Consider the following 25,718-nt stretch of genomic DNA (forward strand, 5'->3'; position numbering starts at 1 on the left):
AAGCCTGTAATAAATGATTAAGTATTCTTTTCGCCGTGTTGCGACTTTGTACGGCGCAAAGAGTCTTTGAGGACTTTTTGGGTATGAAAAGTGTAAAAATTAGCCTGGCTTGGCAAATCCTGATCGCGTTGGTACTGGGTATTATTGTTGGCGCGGTATTGCACAACCAGACAGAATCTCGTGAGTGGCTGGTCAGCAATATTCTCAGCCCGGCGGGTGATATCTTTATTCGTCTGATCAAGATGATTGTGGTGCCGATTGTTATTTCCACGCTGATCGTCGGTATTGCCGGCGTAGGCGATGCGAAAAAGCTGGGCCGCATCGGATTGAAAACCATTATTTACTTCGAAGTGATCACCACCATCGCCATCGTGGTGGGGTTGACGCTGGCCAACGTATTCCAACCCGGCCACGGCATCGACATGTCGACGTTGACCACGGTGGACATTTCGCAGTATGAGAAAACCACCGAACAGGTGCAAAGCGGTTCGCACAGTCTGGTGGCGACCATTCTGTCGCTGATCCCATCGAACGTCTTCTCGTCGATGGCCAAGGGCGACATGCTGCCGATTATCTTCTTCTCGGTGCTGTTCGGTCTGGGGCTGTCGTCGTTGCCGAAAGAGACCAAAGAACCGTTGCTGAAGGTGTTCAAGGCGGTGTCCGAGAGCATGTTCAAAGTCACCCACATGATCATGCGCTATGCGCCGATCGGGGTATTCGGTCTGATTTCGGTCACGGTAGCCAACTTCGGTTTCGCTTCGCTGCTGCCGCTGGCCAAGCTGGTGCTGCTGGTATACTTCGCCATCGCGTTCTTCGCCCTGGTGGTGCTGGGGGCGGTCGCCCGGCTGTGCAACCTGCGCATCTGGACGCTGATCCGCATCCTGAAAGACGAACTGATCCTGGCTTATTCCACCGCCAGCTCGGAAACGGTGCTGCCGCGCATCATCGAAAAGATGGAGGCTTACGGCGCGCCCAAGTCGATCACTAGCTTCGTGGTGCCGACCGGCTACTCCTTTAACCTGGATGGTTCGACGCTGTACCAGAGCATCGCCGCTATCTTTATCGCCCAGCTGTACGGCATCGAACTGTCGTTGGGGCAGGAGATCGTGCTGGTGCTGACGCTGATGGTGACCTCGAAAGGGATCGCCGGCGTGCCGGGGGTCTCGTTCGTGGTGCTGCTGGCGACGTTGGGCAGCGTCGGCATCCCGCTGGAAGGCCTGGCGTTCATCGCCGGCGTGGACCGTATCCTGGATATGGCGCGTACCGCGCTGAACGTGGTGGGCAACGCACTGGCGGTACTGGTGATCGCCAAGTGGGAGCACCAGTTCGATCGCAAGAAGGCGCTGGCCTACGAAACGGAGTTCCTGGCACAGAAGGTGAAGCCGGCCAACCAGGCCTAATCACCGAGTATCGCCGACGTTAAAAACGCCCCAGGCAGTTGTGCCGGGGCGTTTTGTTTTTATGGCCCTCCAACCCGCCACTTTCTTTTCTCTGCTCTACAGCGCGACTTGCATCCCCGCTTAACAAAATCTAAAGTGTTACCAAATTAATAGAAATGATAATAGATGTTATTATCATTTTCATTTGATGATGTATGGAGACACGCAAAAGCCGTTGAACAGTGGGGTTACGCCCGTTCGGCGTCTTTATTCGGGCTTATCAAAGGTAGGTAACATGTCGGACACCGCTTTGGCCTCTGAATGGTTGCCGCTGGCGCCAGCGCAGCTTGATTTCTGGGAAGAACACACCTTGCACCCTGGGCAGACTCTGTCCACCGTCGCACATTGCACCGAACTGTGCGGCGCGGTAGAGGAAGCGACGCTCTGCCGGGCGATCGCCACCACTCTCGCCGAGACGCAGGCGTTTGCCTTGCGCTTTGGTGAGCGGCATGGCGACTCTCCCCCGCTGTTACGTTACGATCCACAGCGCACACCGCCATTGCAACGCATCGATCTGCAAACGCACGACGATCCCTGGCAGGCGGCGCAAAACCTGATGCGCGAAGATATCGCGCAGCGCCGGGCGCTGCACAGCGAACCGTTAGCCGCAGCCTGGCTGCTCAAGCTGGGGCCGGAGCGCTACCTCTGGTACGTGCGTGCGCACCATATTCTGGTTGATGGCTTCGGCATGGCCCTGATCGAACACCGCTGCGCCGCGTTATATGCGCACTATCTGGGTGAGGGCAGCGCAGGTATGCCTCTGGGCGCCTTCGACGTCTTTCAACAGGCCGAGCTGGCCTACGCTGATTCTGAGCGATGCGAGCGCGATCGGCGCTTTTGGCAGACCTATCTGCCGCCGTCGCAGGTGCTGCCGACGGTGCGCAAGGGCGGTGAGGCCTATGGCGTACGGCGTCTGAGCACCCACCACCGGCTGCCAGCGGCGGTGTCGCACTCTCTTGCGCAGTTGGCGGAGCGTAGCGGCATCAATTGGCCCGACTTGCTGGTGGCGCTGTCGGCGGCCTGGCTGTTTCAGGTGATGCCGCGCTGTGCCCGGCAAGGCGATACGCTGCCGATGTGGATGCCGGCGATGAATCGCCGTGGGCAGGCAGCCACTAACGTGCCTTCGCTGGCGGTCAACACTCTGCCGCTGCTGGTGTCACCGCCGCAAGCGGAGACGCTGGGGAGCTTTCTCACCACGCTGACGCAACAGCTGCGGGAGCTGCGCAGCCACGCCGGCTACCGTCTGCGCCAATTGGCCGCCGATCGCGGTGTGGATCCGGGCTCGCGCTTCTTTATTTCCCCCTTCATCAACGTGCAACCCTTCGATGCGCCTCGTTTTACTGGCTGTCGCGGTACCCGCAGCGTATTGGCCGGCGGCTCGGGCGACGGTTTTAACCTGACGTATCGCGGCCGCACCGACGCCCGCGATCTGCAGGTGGATATCGATATTTATCTGGAACAGTTCCCGACGGAGGATGCGTTGGACTATGGCGAGGCGCTGCAAGAATTTCTGTTGCGTGCGCTGCAGCAGGAAGCCTGGGAGCAACCGCTGGCGGCCCTGACGGCGTTACCCGCCTGAGAAAATGCGGGCGGGGGATGTCCCCGCCCGAGTGGTATGGTTTCAGCTGACCAGCAAAGCCGCCACTTCGCGTGCGTTCTTGCATGGCAAGAGCGCACTGCTTACCAGACGGGTGCCGAAAGCGTCATTGAGGCGTGCCGCCACCTGTTTGATATGCGGCAGCTTCAGTCCCATGGCGATAAACGCCGTCTCTTCCCCCCATTCCGGGCGCGGCGTTACGCCAATCGCCTGCCAGTAAATGGTCAGGATCTCGGCGCTGCGCGCCACCGGTGCGTTCGGCGGCGGGGCCGCGCAGGCGTTCAACGCCGGCGCGGTTTGCTGGTGGCTCAGGTCGGCGCGGATGCGATGGCGATCGGTTTTACCGTTGGCGGACAGCGGCAGCGCCTCGGCATGGATAAAGCGCGTGGGGATATGGGTACAGGGCAGATAGCCGGTGGCGAAGGCGCGGATCTCGGACAGCGGCAGCGGCTTGCCGTCGCGGGTCAGATACAGGGCGCCGAGCGCTGCCTCGTTGTTCTCTCCGCTGGGATAATCCACCACTACCATATCCAGGATCGCCGGATGGCGGCGCAGCACGTCTTCGATTTCCGGCAGCGAGACGCGCACGCCGCGGATTTTCACATAGCCGTTCACCCGGGTGGCGAACATGATGTTGCCGTCCGCACGGTAATAGCCCTGATCGCCGGTGCGGAAAGCGCGCAGCGGTTGCCCGTCCGGTCCTTCGAGGGTAACGAAATCGTGCTGCTTCAGCTCCCCCTGCTCCAGATAGCCTAACGCCAGGTTCACCCCGGCGGTGTGAATGCGGCCGACCACGCCGGCCGGGCAGTGGCTGCCGTCGTCATGGCAGATGAAGTAGCGGTTAGCCGGCAGCGGGCGGCCGTAAGGCACGGTGCCGCTCTCCTGTGGGGCGATCGGGTGCCAGATGCTCCAGATGGTGGTTTCGGTCGGCCCGCCGAGTGAGAACAGCGCGAGATCCTGGTGCAGGGTACGCAGGGTTTGTACCGTCGCCGGCTTGATATAGTCGCCGCCTTGCGCCACCAGGCGCAGCGAGCGCAGGCTGTCGGCCGTTTTGCAGGTGAGCAGCATCTCCAGAATGGCGGGTACCGAACACCACAGGGTGACCCGATGTTTTTCCACCAGTTGGTTCCAGCTGATGGCATCCTTTTCCTGATGTGGCGCCGGCAGCACCAGCGTGGCGCCGGCGCACAGCGAACCGAACAGATCGAACATCGACATGTCATGGTGCGGCGGCGTGACGGAAATGAAGACATCGTCGGCGGTGACTCTCCAGCGCTGTTGGGTTTGGTGCACGACGTTGGCGGTGGCGCGGTTGTTAAGCACCACGCATTTAGGCTTACCGGTGGTGCCGGAGGTATACAGGTAGTAGCTCGCGGCCTGGCTGGCGCTGCGTTCAACCAGCGTCCGTTCATCCGGCAGCGCGGGTGCGCGATCCGCCTGCGCCAGCAGGGTCGCCGGCGTCACGCCGATCGGCGTTTCGAGATCGCCGCCGTGCACTACCAGCGTCGGCCGGCAATTCTCCAGCAGGTAGGCGGTGCGTTCCGGCGGCGAGTTGATATCGATAGGCACCCAGATCACGCCCTGCAGGGCACAGGCGAGGCTGAAGATGATCTGTTCCGGGCTGCGCGGCAGATACAGTGCCACCACGTTGCCCGGCTGCACGCCGCGGCTCTGCAGGTTGGCGATCGCCGTGGTGATCCGCTGGCCCAGCTCACGATAGGTCAGCGTCTGTTCGCCGCAGATCAGCGCATTGCCGCCGTCTTGCGCGCCGAACAGCCGCTCGGCCAGCTGCGCCAGATAAGGATAAGGCGCGTAATTCGCTTCGCTGTCGTTGTGGCGGTAATGCGCCAGATCGATGAAGTCGCGCGGCGCGATCGCCAGGTCGGCCCGTTGGCAACTGTGCAGGATGCGTCGCTGCAACGCGGCCAGCATCGCTTCTACCTGTTCGCCCTGCAGCGCCTGCTCGGCGTAGTCTACGCACAGCTGCAGGTTTTTTTCGCTGTCCAGCGTCAGGCGGATATCGATGGCGACCTGCGGCGTTTGGGTCAGGCCGTCGTGGAAGCGCACCGGCGCCTCGGCCGGCAGCGTCTCCCAGCCCAGGCAGTTGGTCAGGATCACCGGCAGCGCCGGGCCGCCTTGGCTTTGGCCGAGCAATTGCCGCGCCAGATCGACGCCAGAAAATGCCAGGTGATCGAGCGCGCCGAGCACGTCGTCCTGCAAGGCTTGCGCGCGCTTGATAAAGTCTTCGCCGTAGCGCGAATAGTGCACCGCCACGAAGCTGGAGGCGTTGCCCAGGGCGCCGTCGGCGGCGGGGAACGCCACCGGCACCCCGACGCACAGCTCGCCGTCGGTGGTCCAGTGGGTCAGCGTATCGAGGATCAGCGCCGAGAGCAGGCTGTTGCGCAGCAGCGCATGCGGCGATCCCAGACGGCCGAGTTGTTTGACCGTGTCGTGCGGCAACGTCAGGGTGGCGCGGCGATAGCGTGATGAGGTGAGATTGGCGAGCGGGGCGCGCCACGGCAACGCCGACGGGGTGGTGACATCCTGCAGCTTTTCGCGCCAGTAGGCCGCATCGGTCTGGCGCTGCGCCGCCGATGCGGCGGGGGGCGGCAGCGTGGCGGTGGTCGGCGTCAGAGGGCGATCGTCGAACAGGCGCGCGATCACGGTGGAGATCCCCTGGCCGTCGAGGATCAAGGCATCGAAGCTGGTAAAGATCAGCGTATCGTACGGCGATCCCGTCGGATCCTGCCGTTCGGCTAGTTGGATCACGGCGATGCGCCACAGCGGCTGGCTCGGATCGTGGCGCTGGTGGGAGTAACGCGCGCGCAGCTGTTCGACCTGGCGCTGCGCCGCTTCGCCATCAAGGGCGCGCAGATCGTGGCGATCCAGATGCAGCGTGGTTTCCGGGCGTACGTGCTGCGTGCCGCGCGGCACATCGATGCAGGTGCGCAGTGCCGGGTAGTGTTGAACCAGCTCGGTCAGGCGCGCTTCAAGGCGCGGTACGTCCAGCTGCCGGGCGCGATATTCGCGAAAGTCGTGCATCGCCACGCCGCCCAGCGGCCATCGATCGCTGCGGCCCAGAAGATAGGCCTGCTGCAGTGCGGTTAATGGTGTCTCCATGGTACTTCCCTATAGTCGCTAACCGATTAAATCTCAGTGCTGCGGCGCCAGCGCGGCGAGCAGCGTTTTCGCATTCCGTCCTGCCTCGGGCGAGCGTTGGCAGATCAATGCCGCCAGCGCCGCCGGAGAGGGATGCGCCGCCAGATCCTGCGCCGTCAGCGCCGCCGCCAGATATTTGTTGAGCACCGTCAGCAGCGCGTTCACCCCAGCATCCGGCAGGGCCAAGCGGTGGATATCGTCGTGGTCGTGCAAGCTGGCCTCGGGAGCCACCCGCGCCAGCAGCCGGTGCAGCACCTGGCGCACCGGTGCCTGCTGCGCCAGCGCGTCGGGTGTGCATTGCGCCAACAGCTGTGCCAGCGGGCGATCGAACGCCTCCGTTTGCCGTGCGGCCAGGTGCAGCAGCGCACGATAACAGGCCAGCAGGCGCGGCAGCGCGTGCTCGGGGAATGCGTCCAGCCGCACGTCCCAGTTAATCAGAATGCCGTCGTCGACGTGGGCGACCTGCGCATCCAGCGCAACCTGCGGTCCTTGAGAGATGACCCAGCCGAGACGGCCGAAGGTGTCGGTGACCCGTTCGGAAAACAGCGTCTTGCCGTGGATGCCGAAACCGGCGGTAAACACCACCGGAGAAGGCTGCAGGCTGCCGTGCAGGCGCGACAGATCGCGCATCACGCTCACGCCGGGGTAATCCGCATGTTCGATAAGCTCTGCCAGCTGTGCCATCAGGCGCCGGCAGAAAGCGCTCAGGTTTTCCGTCGGGTTCAGCTCCACGCCGAGCAGCACCAGGTTAGAGAAATCGCCGATAAGACGATGCGCGTCCTCCCGTTCGCTTTCGCGGTGGAACAGCGGCACGTTGAGCCGGAAGCGCGTCATATTCCAACCCTGGCCGACGGCCAGTGCGAACAGCGCTAAAAACAGCGTAGAGAGGGAGGTGTGGTGCCGCTTGGCGACATTCTCCAGCGCGCGGCTTTCTTCTGCATTCAGCTGTACGGCCAGGCGATCGCTGCGGCAGCGGTCCGGCGTGCGCAGCAGGCGCGGCGCCGGGGGCACCTGCGCCAGGCGTTCACGCCACCAACGCTGGCCGCGTTCGCGCCGCTGGCGTAGCGCCTCGTCGGCGTCGCGTCGTTCGAGGTGATCAAAGTAGGCCGCTGGTGCGTCATCGGAGGGGGCCGGTGGGCACTGGTGATAAAACGCCGTCAGATCCTCCATCAACAGGCGAAAGCTCATGGCATCGCCGGCGATCATGTCGAGATCGACATGCAGGCGGCTGCGCCCTTCCGGCAACAGGCTCAGGCTGATATCGCAGGGCACGCCCTGTTCCAGCGGCAGCAGCTGGGTGCTTTTTGCCTGGCGTTTGGCGGCGAGCGCGGCTGCCAGCGTTGCTTCATCGGCGTGCTGCCAATCGTCGAGATGCAAGGCGTGCCGAGGGCCGGGAGGCGCGATCGTCTGCCGGCCATCGTCGGTAATGCGCAGGCGTAACAGCGGATGGTGCAGGTACAGCGCCTCGACGGCCTGGCGCAGCCGAGCGGTATCCAGCTCGCCGCCGTCGAATTCCGCATACAGGTGGGCGGCCATGCCGCCGAGGGGAGGAGCGGACTGTCGGCCTACCCAATAGGCGGCCTGCATCGTGGTCAAAGCTTTCATCGGGTATCCATTTTGATTCAGCCAACGAGACTGCAAGAATATATACAAATGTTAATAGGAATGAAAATTATTATTATTTGATCCATTTGGCGATCGGGTGCTATCTATAAGGCGTTTTAGCGACGCCGGGCAGTGAGGGCATTGGGTGTGAATAATTTATCTATATTATTCTTAGCATTGAAATGATTGCTTGTTATTGCAGCGCTCGTTTTTCCTGCGAAAGTATAAGGGTTTCTGGCAGTTATCTTGTCAGGCCTCACACCTTTGTTGATAATGATTTGCATTAGAAAATGCAAAATATTATCATTCTTAACATTATTTTACGTTTTTATACAAGCTGCCGGCCGCTCCGCCGGCGGCTTAGCCGTGGACGGGGCCGCGCCCGTCCGGCCGCGAAAGGCATGGGTTTGCCGCAGGGATAAGCAACAGCAAGGCCGGGAAGGCCGCAGCGTCATGGTCTGTGTGAGTGTCGATGTAGGTTGTGTAAAAAAAAATCAAATTTTGTGCACCTCTGGGATGAAAGGAGAAGACATCTATGGGCAAGCATTTTGCGGCTCAACGGCATGAAAGCGTAGGAAACGGGGAAAAGGCGGGGTTGAAAGCCATTGGGGCGTTTTCCTCCGTATTTTTAGGGGTTTGTTCACTGGCGATCGGTAACGTCAACGCGGCGGAAACCAAGAGCAACGAAACCTACCAGGACGCGGAAACGCTGCTGGTCACCGGTGAGAAGATCAAACGTTCCATTTTCGACACCGGCTCCAGCGTGCAGGTGTTCGACAGCAACCGCATCGCCTCGATGCCTGACGCAGTGCAGATCCCCGATCTGCTGCGCATGACCCCCAACGTGGTGGATCTAGGCATCGGCAACGAACTGCCGACCGTGCGCGGCATCGACGGTTCCGGCCCGAACGTTGGCGCCAATGCCTTCCTCAGCGGCACCCGTCCGCGCCTCAATCTGTCGTTGGATGGCCGTTCGCTGACCTATAACGAACAGGCTTTCGGCCCACAGTCGCTGTGGGATCTGGATCGCGTCGAAGTGTTCCTCGGCCCGCAAAGCTACATTCAGGGGCGCAACGCCATCGCCGGCGCCATCGTCATGGCCAGTAAAGATCCGACCTTCGAATGGGAAAGCGCCTTCAAGGGCGGGGCCGGCAACCAGCACTCTTCACAGCTGGCCGCCATGGCGTCCGGCCCGCTGGTGGAAGATCAGCTGGCGTTCCGCGTCAGCGTCGATCGCCAGCGCCGCCGCAGCGAAGCCGATCTGCCGGCCTATGCGCCGGTGGGCGATCCACGCGAAGTGGAAGCCACCACCGCCCGTGCCAAGCTGTTGTTCAATCCGGCCGGCCTGCGCGATCTGACCACCAAGCTGACCTTTAACCACTTCGGCAGCACCGCGCCACAGAACGAAAGCCTCAACCCGCAGCCGCATCCGACCAACCCGCGCCACGATCCGCGCCGCGCCGTGTTCAAAAGCAACATGAACAGCACCATCTGGGATCTGGCCTGGGAGGCCTCTGATGCGCTGACGTTTGAAAACCGCGTTATCTATACCGATTTCAACATCAACCGTCCGACCGCTTACAACATCCAATACGCCGAGATCGACGGCCAGGAAGTTCACGTGGAGCCGGTGGTGCGCTTCGGCGGTGCGGACAGCCGCCTGCACGGGCTAGCGGGGCTGCGTTACTTCCACGGCACGCAGGATGAGTTCGTCAACATCTTCGGCGGATCGACCTTCAAAGATAAAACCGATACCCATTCGGCGTTCGCCGAGCTGACCTATGCGCTGACGCCGCAGGTGGACGTGACTGCCGCCAGCCGCCTGGAACGCGAACACCGTCGCCGCGACGGCGGCAGCCAGGCGGTGCGCATCGATTTCGACGAAACCTACACCGTGTTCCTGCCGAAGCTGGACGTGGCCTGGAAACCGACGGATACCCAAACCTACGGTGCCAAGATCGCCCGCGGCTATAACGCCGGCGGCGGCGGCATCACGATCGGCACGCCGGTGGTCAGCTACACCTACGGTTCCGAGTATGTCTGGAACTACGAGTTGTACACCCGCCATCACCTGAAAGACGCCAACGTGGTGCTGACAGGTAACATCTTCTACAACGATTACAAAGATATGCAGCTGCCGTACTCGCTGGGTGAGAACTCCAGCGTGATCCGCAACGCCGACAAGGTGGAAACCTACGGTGCGGAAATCGGCGCCACCTGGCAGCCGCGCTGGGATTTCGAGCTGTTCGGCAACCTCGGCCTGCTGAAAACCGACATCAAGAAGTTCTCGGGCAGCGGCGTGGAAGGGCATGAGCTGGCGCGCGCACCGGCTTACACCGCCAACATGGGGGCCAAATATCAGTTCCTGAAAGGATGGGAGCTGAGCAGCAACGTGGCGTTTACCGACTCCTACTATTCGCAATACGACAACGACTCGCGCGGGCGCATCGGCTCCTATTGGACGGCTAACGCCCAGCTGGCTTACACCTTCGACTACGGTCGCGCCACGCTGTATGCGAAAAACCTGTTTGATTCCGACCGTCGTGAGATGGTCAGAAGCAATGACATTTACACGGCGACTCTCCAGCGAGGCCGCCTGGTCGGCGCGGCGGTTGAGCTGAATTTCTAACGCTATCGCGATGATGGGGGACGAATGTCCCCCGTTTTATGCGCTATCCCGGCACGGCCGGGCAAAGGAGATAACGCAGTGATCGGTGATTTTGACAGCATTCTGAGCGATGAAGAGGCCCAGCGGCTGGAGAGCGCGTTTCAGGCGCTGGGCGCGCCGTCGGCGAACGGCGAGCGGCCGGTAAGCGAAGCCGAAGAACGGGCATGGTTTGCCCATCTGCAGCAGGGTGACGCACGCGGGCAGCGGGCGCTGGCCTGGCGCCTGACGGGAGAGGTGGATATCGCCCAACTGACGGCGGCGCTGCAAGCGCTGGTGCGGGAAACGCCGGGCGTGAACGTGCGTTACGTTTTTGATGACGAAAACGGTTTGGTTAAACGCGCTGCCGATTCGGCGCCGTTGCCGGTGAGCCTGCGTCAGGTGGCGGATGAACAACACGCCATTTGTCGTCTGCTGCAAGTGCAGGCGGCGCCATTTGAACTGGAAAGCGAAGCGCCGCTGCGCTGCCTGCTGTTGCTCACGCCTGCCGATGACGTGATTTTGGGCGTGGTATTGCATGACATCCTGGCGGAAGCGCTGCCGTGGCGCCATCTGCCGGCGATGCTGTCCGCCCGCTATAACGGAGATGCGATGCCTCTGCCTTTCGCGGCGGCGCCGGTCGAGCTGCCGGAAATCCCGGCGCCACAGCTGCCCTGGGCGCGCCAGGCGGTCTCGCTGCAGGATTACCGCAGCCCGGCGCAGCGTACTGAAGCGTTGCCGCCGGTGGGCGCGCGCGTGGTCACACGCATTGATCGCTCGCTGTTGCCCGCCAACGACACGCCGCGGGCCTTGCTGGCGGCGGTGGCGACACGGTTTGCCGAGTTCGTCGCCGCGCAGGCCGGCGGCCAAGCGGTGCAGCTGTGCGTGCCGGCCGCAGAAACGGCAGAGTTCGTCGGCCTGGATCTGGGCCTGACGGCGGCGCCGCTGATGCGCCTGACCGTGCAGCATGGCGAGGGCGACGTCGGGCAGCGGCTGCTGGCGCAGGCCGTGGCTGAACAGCCGGATCCGCAGCGGGCGCAGTTGCTGGTGGCCTGGCGTGACGATCTGGCCGCAGAGTGGCGGCTGGAAGGCGTTCACGCCGAATGCCTGTTGCTGCCGCCGCTGCATACGCCGTTTGAACTGGCGCTGCTATTGGGCTTGCCCGAAGCGGAAGCGTTAACGCTGGAGCTGGTCACCGACCCGCGCCTGTCTCCGCACGCGGCGCCTTTCCTGCTGGAGCAGTTCAGCGCGTTCCTGGCCGGGCAGCGAATTGCCGTCGCATTGCCGGTGGCTGAGGCCGTTTCCCCGGCGATGGCCGCGCCGGTGGCGAACGGCGACGCCGACGAAAGCGTTGCGCCGCTGATTTTGCAGGAGTTCCGTGAGGCGCTGGTGGCGCCGGAAATGACCCTGGATGAAGACTTCTTCGATCGCGGCGGCCATTCGCTGGTCGCTACTCGGGTGATCGGCCGTTTGCTGAGCCTGCATCAGATCGAAATCAACATTAACGATCTGTTCAGCCATCCGACGGCGCGTGGGCTGGCGGGCTACGCCAAACGCCTGAACGTTGCGCAGCCGAATGCCGCGCTAGCCATCGCCGACGATCATGAGGGGGCGCAGGCGCCGCTGTCGCTGGCGCAGGAATCGCTGTGGAAGGTGTATGAAGCCTTCGGCCATGACGAGATTTTCAACCTGCCGTTCTCTCTGCGCTTCTTCGATGCGGTGGACGAAACGGCGCTGCACCAGGCGTTTATCGACGTCATGACTCGCCATACCGTGCTGCGTTCACGCTTCGTCGAGCAGCAGGGGGAGGTGGTGCAGGTGGTGGTGCCGGCCGCAGAACTGCCGGATTATCAGTGGTTCCGCTTCTCTCACGAGACGCCGGCGGGTAATGCCGCCGCCCTGTTGGCCGACGCCGGCCAGCACCGGTTCGATCTGGCCGCCGAGCTGCCGCTGCGCGCCACGCTGCTGCGCGATGCGGACAACGGCCAACAGCTGCTGTCGTTGCTGTTCCACCATGTGGTGCTGGATGAATGGTCGCTCAATCTGATGATGGATGAGCTGGGCGTCGCCTATCGCCATCGCGTCGTCGGCCAGGCGCCGCAGTGGAGCGGGCAGCCGCCGCAGTTCCACACTTTCGCCCGGCAGCAGCGGGCCTCCGGGGTGCAGCAGCAACATCTGGACTACTGGCTCGATGCGCTGCGCGGCGCGCCGGTCGGCCAGCCGATCTTCCGGCAAGAAGCATCCACCCATCCGGCGGTGCCGGCACCGGCGGACGTCAACGGCGGCTGGCTGGAGTTCGAGGTCGATCCTGCCGTGGCGGAAGGCCTGTATCAGCTCGCCCGCCGCAACAACGCGTCGCTGTTCAACGTGGTGTATGCCGGGATTACCTCGGCGCTGCGTCTGCTGGGCGGCCCGGCGGATCTGCTGGTGGGCACCTCGACTTCCGGCCGTAACGACGCCGAGTTCTTCGATACCGTCGGCTATTTCACCACCGTGGTGGTGCACCGCGTGCGCTTTGACGAAGGGCTGACGGTGGCCGGGTTGGTCAGCCAGGTGAAAAACACCATCAATGGCTCGCTGCCGTACACCGACATTCCGATCGATCTGGTGGAAGAAGGGCTGTTCGGCGTGGACGCCGACCGCAAGAACCACATGTTCGAAGTGTTCATCCAGATCCACAGCCGCATCAAGCTGAACGGCGAGTTCCGGCTGCAGGACGGCAGCACGATCGCCTACCGTCAGGTGGAGCCGGAGAAAGCCGAATCGTTGCTCGGCCTGCAGTTTGAGGTGATGGAAGACGATCTGGCTGGGAAGAAATCCCTGCGGGTGATGATGACCTACCGTCAGGACCACTACAGCCGGGAGCAGGCCAATCTGATCGCCGATGGCGTTCAGCACGTCTTTACCCAGTTTGCGCAGCACATCGCTGGCGATATCGCTCTGGCGGCGCTGCCGCCCGGGCCGCAGGCATGACGTTGTTTCACTCTAACCGAAAGCATGATTTTCAAGGAGATAAAAGGATGTCTGGAACCCTAGCAACCCCGCGCGCGCTACTGTCGCTGCTGGTGGCGGCCTCTCTGGTGGTCGCCGGCGCCGCGCAGGCGGACGATGTCGGCATCAAACCGCAGGACATCAAGCGCGAGGCGCTATCGTCGACGGTGGTGGAGATGGCCTACAGCACCTCGCAACAGGCGCTGTTCGTCAGCGCGCCGGACTGGAAGGAAGAGGCGCGCTCCCGCGTGCTGCGGCTGGATCCCAACACCCTGGCGATCAAGGCAGAGATCCCACTGCAGGTGAAAGGCTTCGGCGTGGCGCTGAACGACGCGGGCAATCGCCTGTACCTGACGCAGGCCTTCAACGGCGAAGTCGGGGTGGTGGACACCACTACCAACCACGCGCTGGGCAGCATCAAGCTGCTGGACAAAGCGGTGCTGGAGCAGGCTTACAAGCAGGCGGGCATCAGCGGCAAGCGCCTGGACTTCCTGTTGGCGGAGCTGAAGAAATTCAAAATCACCGAGGACTACCTGTACCGCCTCCGCGAGCTCAAGTATGACGCGCAAAGCGGCCGTCTGTTCCTGCCGGGCCTGGGCTTTGGCGTCGACAGCGTGCTGTACGTGGTCGATACCAAAGCCGGCAAGCTGGAGAAAGTGATCCCGGGCTTCGGCTACAACGCGGTGGGCATCACGCTGGATGAGAAGGGCCGTCGGGTATTCGTCTCCAACATGCAGGGGCAGGTGATCACCCTGAACGCCGACACGCTGGCGATCACCGCCACGCACGAAGTGCAGGCCGATCAGCTGCTGAACCTGGTGTATGACCCGGCGAGCAATCGCCTGCTGGGCGTCGATCAGGGTATCGATCGCGACGACTACCGCAACCATCATCTGGGGCACGACTACGTGAAGCGCAGCAGCGGCCACCGGGTGTTTGCGCTGGATGCGGACAGCGGCAAGGTGCTGGCCAGCGAGCTGACGGATGAGGTGCCGATCGGCCTGCTGCTCGACGAACGCAGCCAGCGGCTGTATGTCGCCAACCGCAAAGGGGTACGCGTGGATCATGGCGCCGGGACGCTGACGGTGTTCGACGCCAAGACGCTCAAGCGCCTGCAAACCGTAGACCTGCCGCCGCACCCTAACAGCCTGGCGTTGGATCCGAAAGGTGACGCGCTGTTTGTGACGGTGAAAAACGACGGCGCTTCCACCAAGGCCGGCAAGCCGGAAAGCGTGGTGCGCATTCAGCTGCACACCAGGTAACGAGAGAGCGAAAGTAAAAAGGGGCGCCGCGGCGCCCCTTTTTCGTTGGGTCATGTCATCAGAAGTGGGTGTTGATGCTCATGTAGTAGGTACGGCCCGGTTCGTTGTAGGTGGCCGCGCCCGCGCCGGCGATGTTGATCGCGCCGGTAATCGGGTCGCCCACGTTCTGCGCGTTACCGGCGCGGAACTGGCGTTTGTCGAACAGGTTGTCGATGCCGGCAGTGACGCTGACGTTTTTGGTCAGGTCATAGGTCGCACTGGCGCCGACGACGGCGTAAGGGCTAACCTCGCGGGTTTCGCCGCCGGTGGCCGGTTTACCCTGGTAGTTGTACTTCTTCGGCTTCTGACGGCCGTACCAGGTCAGGGTGGACTGCATCGACAGATCCTGCGTAGCCTGCCAGCTGAGGGTCGAGTTGACGGTGAACTTCGGGATCACCGACAGGTAATCGCCGGTGGTCTTGTTCTTGTTCTCGATCATGTAGGTGGCGTTGTTGCTCCAGGTGACGGTCTCACTGACCGGCACGTTCAACGAGCCTTCCAGCCCTTGTACGACCGCTTTCGGTACGTTCTCCCACTGATAGACCGCCGTACCGGTGCTGCTGGTGGCGATGCGCGAGTTACCCGCTTCAATCTTGTTGTGGTAATCGTTGCGGAAGTAGGTCACGCCGGCCAGCCAGCCTTCGTTATGGAACTCCAGCCCGATCTCTTTGTTGACGCTGGTTTCCGCCTTCAGATCGTCGTTACCGAGCAGGTAGCAGCCGTTTCTGACATCGCTGCCCGCACACCCTTGGCCTTTGCTGTACAGCAGGTAGTTGCCGTTGGTCTGGTACAGGGTCGGCGCCTTGTAAGAACGGGCGATGCCCATTTTCAGCGTGAAGTAGTCGCCCAGTTCCTGCGACAGGTTCAGCGCCGGGCTCCAGTTGTTGCCGGATTCTGAATGCAGATCGTAACGCAGACCCGGCGTCAGCATGGTGGTGTCGGTCAGCTCGATGTTGTCTTCGGCGAACAGCGAGAAGATATGCGCGGAAGCGTAAGGGCTGCGCGTGCCGTTGCCCATGCCGGGAATAGTGCCGCCCATCAGCGTTTGGCTGGTGGACGTGCCGTCTTTCATCCGCTGTTGGGTCCACTCGGTACCCAGCGTGGCGGTCTGTGAAACGCCCAGCTCAAACGGCACGCTGACTTCGCTGTGCGCCAGGAAGTCGTCCAGCTTGGTGGTGCCGAAACCGGTATTTTTGGTGTCGAAGATGCCTTCGGTACCGCCGGCCAAGCCCTCGTTCAGGCGGGTGTTGCGGGTGCGCTCGAACTGCACGTAGTTGTTGGTGCTCACGCCGTTGTCCCAGGCGCCGCGGTGGGTCAGGCCGAAGGTTTCACGGTAGATGCGGTTGGTCTCTTTGCCGTAGTTGCTCTGCACCAGGGCATTGGTGTTGGTGTTCTGGGTATCGCCAGAATACAGGTTGCCCTGGCGGCCGTAGGCGTACTCGAACTCCAACGACTGCAGATGGGCGAAGTCCCAGTGCAGCAAGGCGTCGATGTTTTTATCGACCACCCCTTCACGCCCGGCGGGCAGGCTGTTGGCGTAGGCGCCTACGCGTTCGGACTTGTGTGATTCGTTAATGTCCCAGGCGTCGGCCTGCGTTTTGCTGTAGCCGCCGAACAGGCGGAAGCTCAGGGAGTCGCTCAGCGGGCCGGACAGGCTGAAGTCGGTGCGCTTGGTGGCGCCTTCCTGCTTGTGCTGCGGCACGTTGAAGTAGCCGTTCAGCGAGCCGTGCAGCGCATCACCGGCCTTCTTGGTGATGATGTTGACCACGCCGCCCGCGGCGCCGTTGCCGTAGCGCGCTGCGGCAGGGCCGCGCAGTACTTCGATGCGCTCGATCATTTCTGGCGGCACCCAGGCGGTATCGCCGCGCGAGTCGCGCTCGCCGCGCCAGCCCTGACGCACCGAGTTGCGGCTGGAGGCCGGTTTGCCGTCGATCAGAATCAGGGTGTTTTCCGGGCCCATGCCGCGGATATCGATCTGGCGATTGTTGCCGCGCTGGCCGCTGGTGGAGTTGCCGGTCAGGTTAACCCCGGGCATGGTGCGGATCAGTTCGCTGATGTCGCGCGCCGGCGGGCGTTTTTTGATCTCTTCGGCGGTGATGGTGGACACCCCCGGCGCCTGCAGGTTCTGCCGGGCGGCGGTCACGACGATGGTGTCTTCGCCGCGCGGCTTTTTATCCGCTGTGCCGCTGTTTTCTTCCGTGGTGGGGGTGTCGGTCTGCTGCGCGGCGTTGGCGAACGCGGACGCGCCCAATCCCAAGCCGATAAGAGTGGCTAAAGAATAACGTGATAGCTTGCTTTTCATTTGAGTGTCCTACCTTGCTGCCATCCCTCGCCGAACGGGGGGAAGGGCGGTTGTAGTTTTTGTGTAGTCGGAAATAGAAAATCGGCTGCGGCAAGGGATGCCATTGATGTATCCCCGATCCCTGTCCGTTGCGCGCAATACCAGCACGATCTCCAAGCCTTACACACTATTGCAAATGCAAATTATTATCAATAGTATTTGGCGTACAGTGCGTTCGGGCGGTGGCCGGCGATAGGGAAAAGTCGACGTTCCCGGTGCCGCCAACTACAAAATGGGTAGGCGTTGTGAATACAGAACTACAGTCAGAAAGCAGCAGATTATTGGCCAGCAGCAATGCGGGCAGTCCAGGGTGGTGGTTGACGGTGGCACGGCGCGGTACGCCATGGGTAGAACCGGCGGGTAACGGCCGCTGGCGAACCACCTTTTTCTGGCGCGATCCTCAGGGATGCGAATTGACCTCCGCCTACCGTCGCGTGTGGATTAACATTAACTGCCTGACCGACCATCACCAGCCGAATCCGCCGCAAAGCCTGCAGCGTTTGGCCGGTACCGACGTGTGGTACTGGCAGACCGAGCTGAGCGGCGCCTGGCGCGGCAGCTACTGCTTTATCCCCTGTTTTGACGAGCGGCCGCCGGCGTTCAGCGGCGACGATGCGCACGCCAACATGCACAACCTGCGCCACTGGTGGCATCAGGTGTTCGCCAGCGCCACCCCCGATCTGCTCAACCCTTATCGCTCCTGGCAAAGCGCCAGCGGCCACAGCGTCTCCGGCCTGCACATGCCGGATGCGCCGCCGCAGCCGGTATGGCGCTCGTTCGACGAGTATGAGATCGCCAGCGGGCGCTGCACGCCGCCGCTGCCGGCGCGTTTGCAGCGCCATACCTGGTGCAGTGAGCGCCTGGGCAACAGCCGCGATGTCTGGATCTACACGACCGGCGACAGTAAGCCGGCCGAGCGCCCGCTCGCGATCCTGCTCGACGGCCAGTTCTGGGCGAAGCAGATGCCGGTTTGGGAGCCGCTGATGCAGCTGACCCGCGAGGGGGCGTTGCCGGAAGCGGTGTATGTGCTGATCGACATCATTGATCTGCCGCACCGGGCGCGAGAATTAACCTGCAAGGACGATTTCTGGCTGGCGGTGCAGGAAGAATTGATGCCGCAGCTGGCCGACTGGGCGCCGCACAGCGACAAACCGGCCGACACGGTGGTGGCGGGGCAAAGCTTTGGCGGCCTGGCTTCCCTGTATGCCGGGCTGCGCTGGCCGCAGCGCTTCGGCGCGGTGATCACCCAGTCCGGTTCCTACTGGTGGCCGCGGCGCGACATGCTGCAGCTGCCGAGCATTCCCGACGATGCCTGCTGGCTGATGCAGCAGGTGGAACGGCACGGTTTGGGCAACCACGGCGCGCTGAAGGTATTTATGGAAGCCGGTTCGCAGGAAAAGCTGGTGCACCGGGTCAGCGGCGAAATGGCGGTGCGCCTGAGTGACGCCGGCCATCGGGTGCACTACCGGGTGGTGGAAGGCGGGCACGACGCGCTGTGTTGGCGCAGCGGCCTGACCGATGGGCTGCAGGCGGTCTGGGCTTCCGCTTTCGCCACCGCTTACCCGGCATCGGCGACGGCACGAGGAACACATGATGGAAAGCCTGAATCCGTTCGATGATCAACAGCAGCGCAGCCTGGTGCTGCGCAACGTACAACAACAATACAGTTTGTGGCCGGATTTCCGCGCCATTCCGTCCGAGTGGACGATCGTCTTTGGCCCGGCGGCGCACACCGCGTGCGCCGAATGGCTGGAACAGCATTGGCAAGACATTCTGCCGGTCGCAGCACGCGAGGCGTGACCGGCGCCAGGTAATCACGGGAGCAATAAGCAGTGTCACACACCCCTAACTCTCTCAGCGGCCCGGCGCTTGCGGGCGAATGGCCGTTGGTCGCGGCGCAACCCGGCATCTGGGTCGCCGATCAAATCTCACCGCATCGCAATGCCTACGCGGTCGCACATGCCATCGAACTCAACGGCCCTGTCACCGTAGAGCCTCTGCTGCAGGCCATCATCCAGGGCCTGAGCGAGGTGGACATGCTGCGCCTGCGTTTTGCGGAACGCGATGGCGTGCCGGTGCAATGGCTGGACGACGCGCTGGCGGTGCACGAGCCGGAACTTGTCGATCTGACGACGTCGCCGGACCCTGAAGCCGCCGCGCGTGCGCTGATGGACATCGATCTGGCGAGCGATCTGCGCGCCGGCAGCGGCGCACCGCTGTATCGCCATGTGGTGATGCGCCTGGCGGACGATCGCTGGTTCTGGTATCAGCGCTATCACCATCTGCTGGTGGACGGTTTCAGCTTCACCGCCATCGCTCGCCGTGTGGCGGCGATTTATACCCACCTTTGCCGCGGCGACGCGCTGGAGCCGACGCCATTTACGGCGTTCAGCGACGTGGTTGCGGAATACCAGGCTTACCGGCAGGCGCCGGCCTGGCAACGCGACGCCGATTTCTGGCTCGAAAAAGCGCGGCAGTTGCCGCCGCCGGCCACGCTCTGCCCGCAGCCGCTGGCTGGGCAAACGCCCACGCCGCGCATCCATCGATTGGAACAGCGCTGCGATCCGCAGGCCTTCGCCGAACTGGTGCAGTGTGGCGCGCAGCAGAAGTTGAACGCCGCCGATATGGCGGTGGCGCTGGTGGCGCTGTGGGTATCGCGCCTGAGCGGCCAACCGAGCTTCAGCGCCGGTTTTATCTTTATGCGCCGCACCGGATCGGCCGCCCTGTGCGCTGCCGGCCCGGTGATCAACGTGTTGCCGATGGAGATGCACCTCGAGCCGCAGGCCACGCTGTATGAGGCTGCCACCCGCATCAGCCGCGAGCTGAAAACGGTGCGCCGCCATCAGCGCTACGACGCCGAACAGGTGCAGCGCGATCTGGGCCGCATCGGCGACGGCGAACCGCTGTACGGCACGGTCTTCAACTTCAAAATGTTCGATTACCAGCTGGATTTCGCCGGTATCGAAGGCATTACCCACGATCTGGCCTCCGGGCCGGTGCGCGATCTGGAGATTGCGCTGTTTATCGACGAACACCATCAGCTGAAGGTGGAGCTGCTGGCCAACGCCGAGCGTTACAGCCGCCAGGAACTGCAGGCGCACCTGCAGCGGTTGCCGCTGCTGCTGGCGCAGTTCGCCGCGCAGGCAACGTTGCCGATCGGCGAAGCCGATATGCTGACCGCCGACGATCACGCGCTGCTGGCGCGGGTCAACGACACGGCGCACCCGGTGCCGGCGACCACGCTGAGCCAGTTGCTGGCGCAGCAGGCGCAAACCACGCCGGACGCACCGGCGCTGGCGGATGCGCATTTCAATTTCACCTACCGCGAAACGCGCGAGCAGGTTACGGCGCTGGCGCGCGAGCTGGTGGCGCAGGGCGTGCGGCCGGGCGACATCGTGGCGGTGGCGCTGCCGCGTTCGGTGTTCCTGTCGCTGGCGTTGATGGCGATCGTGGAAGCGGGCGCCGCCTATCTGCCGCTGGACACCGGTTATCCGGACGAGCGGCTGGCGATGATGCTGGAAGACGCCGCGCCCCGGCTGGTCATCACTAACCCGGCGCAGCAGGCGCGTTTCGCCGACAAGGGCGAAATCTTGCTGTATGACGCGCCGCTGGCGGCCGATCACGCCGCCGGGGTGGCGATCGCGGGCCCGACGCCGGACCATGCGGCCTATATCATCTTTACCTCCGGCTCCACCGGGCGCCCGAAAGGCGTGCTGGTCGGCCATCAGGCGATCGTCAACCGCCTACTGTGGATGCAACACCAGTATCCGCTGGGGGCGGACGACGCGGTGCTGCAGAAAACGCCGTGCAGTTTCGACGTCTCGGTGTGGGAATTCTTCTGGCCGCTGATGGTCGGCGCCCGGCTGGTGATGGCGCCGCCGGAGGCGCATCGCGATCCGCAGCAGCTGCAACAGCTGATCGCACAACACCGCATTACCACGATGCACTTCGTGCCGTCGATGCTGGCGGCTTTCGTGGCCGCACTGGACGACGACGCGGCGGTGGCGAACTGCGCCGCGCTGCGCCAGGTGTTCTGCAGCGGCGAAGCGCTGCCGGCGGAGCTGTGCCGCCTGTGGCAAAGCCGCACGGCGGTGCCGTTGCACAACCTCTACGGCCCGACCGAAGCGGCGGTGGACGTGACCTGGCATCCGGCCTACGGTGACGCGCTGGCGAAAGTGACCGGCGCCAACGTGCCGATCGGTCTGCCGGTGTGGAACACCGGGCTGCGCATTCTGGACGCGCGCCTGCGGCCGGTACCGCCGGGCGTGGCGGGCGATCTGTATCTGACCGGCGTGCAGCTGGCGCACGGCTACCTGGGCCGGCCGGATCTGACCGCCAGCCGCTTTGTCGCCGATCCGTTCGGCGAGGGCGGGCGCATGTACCGCACCGGCGACGTGGCGCGCTGGCTGCCGGACGGCACGGTGGAATATTTGGGCCGCAGCGACGACCAGCTGAAGATCCGCGGGCAGCGTATCGAGCTGAGCGAAATCGACCACGCCTTGCTGTCGCTGCCGGGCGTGCGCCAGGCGGTGACGCACGCGCTGGTGCTGCAGGGCACGCCGGTGGATGCCGGCGGCGATGCGCGCCAGCTGGTGGGCTATCTGGTGATGCAGCCTGGCGCGAGCTGGGATGCGCAAGCCCTGCGCGCGGCCCTGGCCGACCGTCTGCCGCCGCATATGGTACCGGTGGCGCTGGTGGAAATGAGTGATTTGCCGCTGAGCGCCAACGGCAAGCTGGATCGCAAGGCCTTGCCGCAGCCGCAGGGCGGTGAGCGCAAGGCAGGACGGCCGCCGCAGGCCGGGCTGGAAAGCGAGATCGCGGCGGTGTTCGCCCGTTTGCTGCAGCGCGAGCAGGTGTTCGCCGACGACGATTTCTTCGCGCTCGGCGGCCATTCGCTGCTGGCGATGCGGCTGGCGGCGGAGCTGCGCCGCGATCTGGGCAAGGCGGTGTCCGTCGGCCAGGTGATGGTGGCGTCGCGCGTTGAGCAACTGGCTGTCTTGCTGGCGGAAGATCGCACGCAGGAAGAGGCCGATCGCAGCGGCTTCGACAGCGTATTGCCGCTGCGCGTCACCGAGGGGCCGACGCTGTTCTGTCTGCACCCGGCGTCCGGCTTCTCCTGGCAGTTCAGCGTATTGCCGCGCTATCTCGATCAGCACTGGTCGCTGGTCGGTATCCAGTCACCGCGGCCGGATGGCCCGCTGGCGCTGAGCGAAGATATGGATCAGGTGGTGGATGCCCACCTGCAGACGGTGTTGCAGGTCCAGCCGCACGGGCCGTACCACTTCATCGGCTACTCGCTGGGCGGCACGCTGGCCCAGGGCATCGCCGCCCGGCTGCAGGCGCGCGGCGAAGAGGTGGCGTTCCTCGGCCTGCTGGATACTTATCCGCCGGAGACCCAAAACTGGGACGTGATGCTGGACGACAACGTGTTGAAGGAAGTGCAGCGCGAGCGCGAGCAGTTTCTGGCGGTGTCGCAGGATACGCTCGATCCGGCGCTGGGCGAGACGCGCACGGCGATGTTCGACAACATCGAAGCCAACTACGCCGATTCGGTGCGGTTGCTGTCGCACACGCGTACCGCCCGTTTCCATGGCCAGGCGACGCTGTTCGTCGCCAAACGTACGCTGCAGGAAGGGATGGATGTGCAGCAGACCTGGTCGCAGTACGTCGATGCGCTGCAGGCGCACGAGCTGGACTGCGCGCATGTCGATATCGTTTCGCCGGCGTCGTTCAAAGTGCTGGGGCCGCTGCTGAACCGGATCTTGCGCACGCTGTAATCGCGCTCGTCATCTCGCCGCCAGGCTCGGGGATTACCCCGCGTGTGGCGGCGTTTCTTGCGGTTGCTCACAATTGAATATCAATGATTTTTATTATCATTATTGATTTCGTCATCTGTGCTAGCATAGCGCTCCGCAACTGCAGAATCCCCGTTTAAAGATGTGGTGAACAACCGATGAGTAGCAAACCCTCCATCCTGCTTGATTTTAGCCTGCTGAAAACCAACCGGGCTTTCCGCGCGGTATTCTGCGCGCGCTTTATCTCCATTGTGGCGCTGGGGCTGATGGCGATCGCCATCCCGGTGCAGATCCAGGCGCTGACTGGTTCCACCCTGCAGGTCGGGCTGGCGGTGACGCTGGCTGGCGGCGGCATGTTCGCCGGGCTGCTGATGGGGGGCGTATTGGCCGATCGCTATGAGCGGCGCCGGCTGATCCTGTTCGCGCGCTCCACCTGCGGCATCGGCTTCGTCGGCCTGTGTCTCAATGCCCTGTTGCCATCGCCTTCGCTGGCGGCCATTTATCTGTTGGCGGTGTGGGACGGTTTCTTCGGTGCGGTGGGGGTGACGGCGCTGCTGGCGGCCACGCCGGCGCTGGTGGGCCGCGAAAACATCGTGCAGGCGGGCGCCATCAGCATGCTGACGGTGCGCTTCGGCTCGATTCTTTCCCCGGCGATTGGCGGCCTGGTGATCGCCCATATGGGCATTGCCTGGAACTATGGCCTGGCGGCGTTCGGCACCCTGCTGACGCTGCTGCCGTTGCTGAGCCTGCCGCAGCTGATGCCGCCACCGCAGCCGCGTGAACACCCGCTGCGCGCGCTGGCGGGCGGCTTCTCCTTCCTGTTCCAGAACAAGGTGATCGGCATGGTGGCGCTGATCGGCGCGCTGCTGACCATGGCCAGCGCGGTGCGCGTACTGTACCCGGCGATGGCGGAAAGCTGGCACATCGACGCTGCCCACCTCGGTTATATGTACGCCGCCGTGCCGCTCGGCGCGGCCATCGGCGCGTTTACCAGCGGGCGCGTGGCGCACGTGGCGCGCCCCGGCTGGGTGATGCTGCTGACGGCGATCGCGGCATTCGCCGCCATTGGCCTGTTCGGCCTGATGCCGTGGTACAGCCTGGCGTTGCTGTGCCTGGTGGCGTTCGGCTATCTGAGCGCGCTGAACTCGCTGCTGCAATACGGCCTGATCCAGAGCCTGACGCCGGACAACTTCCTCGGCCGCATCAACGGCCTGTGGACGGCGCAGAACGTGGTGGGCGATGCGCTGGGCGCACTGCTGCTGGGGGCGATGGGCGCCTTCATGCTGCCGGCGATGAGCGCCAGCGGTTTCGGCTTCGGCGCGGCGGTGCTCGGCATCCTGTTGCTGTTCGCCATGACCGGTTTGCGCCAGGTGACGCTGCACAAACCGGAGCCGCAGAACGAGCCTCAGCCGACCAGTGAAAAGTAACTCGATGCGTTAATGCGACGCTGTGGGGACATAATGGCAATGCTTATCATCGGCATGCGTAAAACCCACAGCGTTTATGTCATGATTTCGAAATGAAAGAAGTGCTTACGTTTATTGACATAGCAAATATCGGCGAGTAATTTAGCGCGGAATTAACTCAAATGATAATCATTATTATATTGGTTATCACTTCAAAAGATGAGGGCGAAGCGATGGATACTGCCGTGAACGACATCAATCGAAAGGAAATGCAGGAGCGCGAAGAACACCGGTTCGCCGCTGATTTTTCTCCGGCGTCGGGCTTCTTCTTTACCTCCCCTTTCCGCAGCTTGACCACCACCGGTTGTTTCAGCCGCATTCGCCTGCCGGCCGCGGACGGCGCCGATCTGAACGGCGAGTTCCAGCGCAGCGTACGGCAGGCGTTTGCCGAAGCCCGTCAGGCCGGCATCAAAAAACCGCTGCTGTGCGGCGCCATCCCGTTCGATACCCGGCAGCCTTCGGCGCTGTTTATTCCCCAGCAGAGCCGCTGGTTCGATCGCGCCGCTTTTATGGCTGGCGTTCGGCCGCCGGCGAACGGTCCTGAACTGGCCGGCGTGACGGAGCTGCCGCCGCAGCAGCCGTTTATGAAGATGGTCAGCGATGCCGTCGACGCGATGAAGGCCGGTGAGCTGGATAAAGTGGTCTTGTCGCGCCTGCTGGAGATCGAAACGCGCCAGCCGGTGGATCGCCATGCGCTAATGGCGCGCGTGCTCGCCCAGAACCCGCACGGTTTCCATTTCCATGTGCCGCTGGAGCAGGGCGCGCTGTTGGGCGCCAGCCCAGAGCTGCTGCTGCGCCAGGACGGCGGCCGTTTCTATTCCAACCCGCTGGCCGGTTCCGCCCGGCGCGAGGCCGACCCGCAGCGCGATCGCGAAGTGGGGGAGCGGCTGATGGCCTCGGCGAAAGATCGCCACGAGCATCGCATCGTCACCGAAAGCATGCGTGACGTGCTGGCCGGCCGCTGCCGCTACCTGAACGTGCCGCACACCCCTGAACTGCTGACCACCACGACGCTGTGGCATCTCTCCACGCCGATCGACGGCGAGGCGGCGTCTCCTGACGAAAATGCCCTGTCGCTGGCCTGCCTGCTGCACCCGACGCCGGCGCTGTGCGGCATGCCGACGGCCGAGGCGCACGCCCTGATCGGCAAGCTGGAGCCGTTCGATCGCGGCCTGTTCGGCGGCATCGTCGGTTGGTGCGACGACGAAGGCAACGGCGAGTGGGTTGTGACTATCCGCTGCGGCACCGTTGACGGCAATCGGGTACGGCTGTTCGCCGGCGCCGGCATCGTGGAAGACTCTTCACCCGAATCTGAATGGCATGAAACAGGCACCAAACTCAGCACCATTCTGCGTGCCTTTGGTATGAATCAAGGATAAC

General features: G+C 63.3%; 13 protein-coding genes. 10 read left to right on the forward strand and 3 right to left on the reverse strand.

Going from position 1 to position 25,718, the window contains the following annotated elements; translation table 11 throughout:
* The first annotated feature begins 83 nt into the window (after positions 1 to 83).
* Positions 84 to 1,400 carry a glutamate/aspartate:proton symporter GltP gene (gene gltP, locus ACSJLU_RS01570; protein ID WP_043142347.1) on the forward strand — a complete coding sequence of 439 codons (1,317 nt, stop codon included), beginning with the start codon at positions 84 to 86 and terminating at the stop codon, positions 1,398 to 1,400.
* A gap of 274 nt (positions 1,401 to 1,674) precedes the next feature.
* A complete protein-coding gene (locus tag ACSJLU_RS01575) occupies positions 1,675 to 3,018 on the forward strand; it encodes a condensation domain-containing protein (protein WP_164066309.1) in 1,344 nt (447 codons plus the stop codon).
* Positions 3,019 to 3,060: 42 nt separating this feature from the next.
* On the opposite strand, the gene ACSJLU_RS01580 is transcribed toward ACSJLU_RS01575, so the two are convergent.
* Together ACSJLU_RS01580 and ACSJLU_RS01585 are read right to left on the reverse strand one after the other, a co-directional pair.
* Positions 3,061 to 6,156: an amino acid adenylation domain-containing protein gene (locus ACSJLU_RS01580; RefSeq protein WP_380828042.1), complete on the reverse strand. Its 3,096-nt coding sequence runs from the start codon at positions 6,154 to 6,156 to the stop codon at positions 3,061 to 3,063.
* A gap of 33 nt (positions 6,157 to 6,189) precedes the next feature.
* Positions 6,190 to 7,800 (reverse strand): condensation domain-containing protein, encoded by a 1,611-nt coding sequence (locus ACSJLU_RS01585; protein ID WP_342094065.1) that lies wholly within the window; start codon positions 7,798 to 7,800, stop codon positions 6,190 to 6,192.
* Between the two features lie 535 nt (positions 7,801 to 8,335).
* Here ACSJLU_RS01585 and ACSJLU_RS01590 point away from each other — a divergent pair.
* The 3 genes from ACSJLU_RS01590 to ACSJLU_RS01600 all read left to right on the forward strand — a co-directional run bounded on the left by ACSJLU_RS01590 (position 8,336) and on the right by ACSJLU_RS01600 (position 14,697).
* Positions 8,336 to 10,429 carry a TonB-dependent receptor gene (locus ACSJLU_RS01590; RefSeq protein WP_025304960.1) on the forward strand — a complete coding sequence of 698 codons (2,094 nt, stop codon included), beginning with the start codon at positions 8,336 to 8,338 and terminating at the stop codon, positions 10,427 to 10,429.
* Between the two features lie 78 nt (positions 10,430 to 10,507).
* A complete protein-coding gene (locus ACSJLU_RS01595; protein WP_380828046.1) occupies positions 10,508 to 13,417 on the forward strand; it encodes a condensation domain-containing protein in 2,910 nt (969 codons plus the stop codon).
* A 47-nt stretch (positions 13,418 to 13,464) separates the two neighbouring features.
* Entirely contained in the window at positions 13,465 to 14,697 is a 1,233-nt protein-coding gene (locus tag ACSJLU_RS01600) for a YncE family protein (RefSeq protein ID WP_025304962.1), read from the forward strand.
* A gap of 58 nt (positions 14,698 to 14,755) precedes the next feature.
* Here ACSJLU_RS01600 and ACSJLU_RS01605 read toward each other — a convergent pair whose 3' ends face one another.
* Positions 14,756 to 17,038 (reverse strand): TonB-dependent siderophore receptor, encoded by a 2,283-nt coding sequence (locus ACSJLU_RS01605; protein WP_141971570.1) that lies wholly within the window; start codon positions 17,036 to 17,038, stop codon positions 14,756 to 14,758.
* Positions 17,039 to 17,322: 284 nt separating this feature from the next.
* Between ACSJLU_RS01605 and fes the strand changes: the two genes are divergently transcribed.
* From fes to ACSJLU_RS01630, 5 genes are all read left to right on the forward strand, one after another.
* Positions 17,323 to 18,696 (forward strand): enterochelin esterase, encoded by a 1,374-nt coding sequence (fes, locus tag ACSJLU_RS01610; protein WP_075201420.1) that lies wholly within the window; start codon positions 17,323 to 17,325, stop codon positions 18,694 to 18,696.
* A complete protein-coding gene (locus ACSJLU_RS01615) occupies positions 18,671 to 18,877 on the forward strand; it encodes an MbtH family protein (protein ID WP_025304965.1) in 207 nt (68 codons plus the stop codon). Before fes ends, ACSJLU_RS01615 begins: the two co-directional genes overlap by 26 nt.
* A gap of 32 nt (positions 18,878 to 18,909) precedes the next feature.
* On the forward strand, positions 18,910 to 22,854 hold the full coding sequence (locus tag ACSJLU_RS01620; RefSeq protein WP_167324730.1) for an enterobactin synthase subunit F: 3,945 nt from the start codon (positions 18,910 to 18,912) through the stop codon (positions 22,852 to 22,854).
* A gap of 176 nt (positions 22,855 to 23,030) precedes the next feature.
* Positions 23,031 to 24,299 carry an enterobactin transporter EntS gene (gene entS, locus ACSJLU_RS01625; protein ID WP_089196422.1) on the forward strand — a complete coding sequence of 423 codons (1,269 nt, stop codon included), beginning with the start codon at positions 23,031 to 23,033 and terminating at the stop codon, positions 24,297 to 24,299.
* Between the two features lie 212 nt (positions 24,300 to 24,511).
* The gene (locus tag ACSJLU_RS01630; protein WP_089196566.1) at positions 24,512 to 25,717 is read left to right on the forward strand and encodes an isochorismate synthase; all 1,206 of its coding nucleotides are present in this window, start codon (positions 24,512 to 24,514) and stop codon (positions 25,715 to 25,717) included.
* Position 25,718 lies beyond the last annotated feature (1 nt).

It is taken from the genome of Serratia bockelmannii (genome assembly GCF_051803255.1).
Lineage (GTDB): Bacteria > Pseudomonadota > Gammaproteobacteria > Enterobacterales > Enterobacteriaceae > Serratia > Serratia bockelmannii.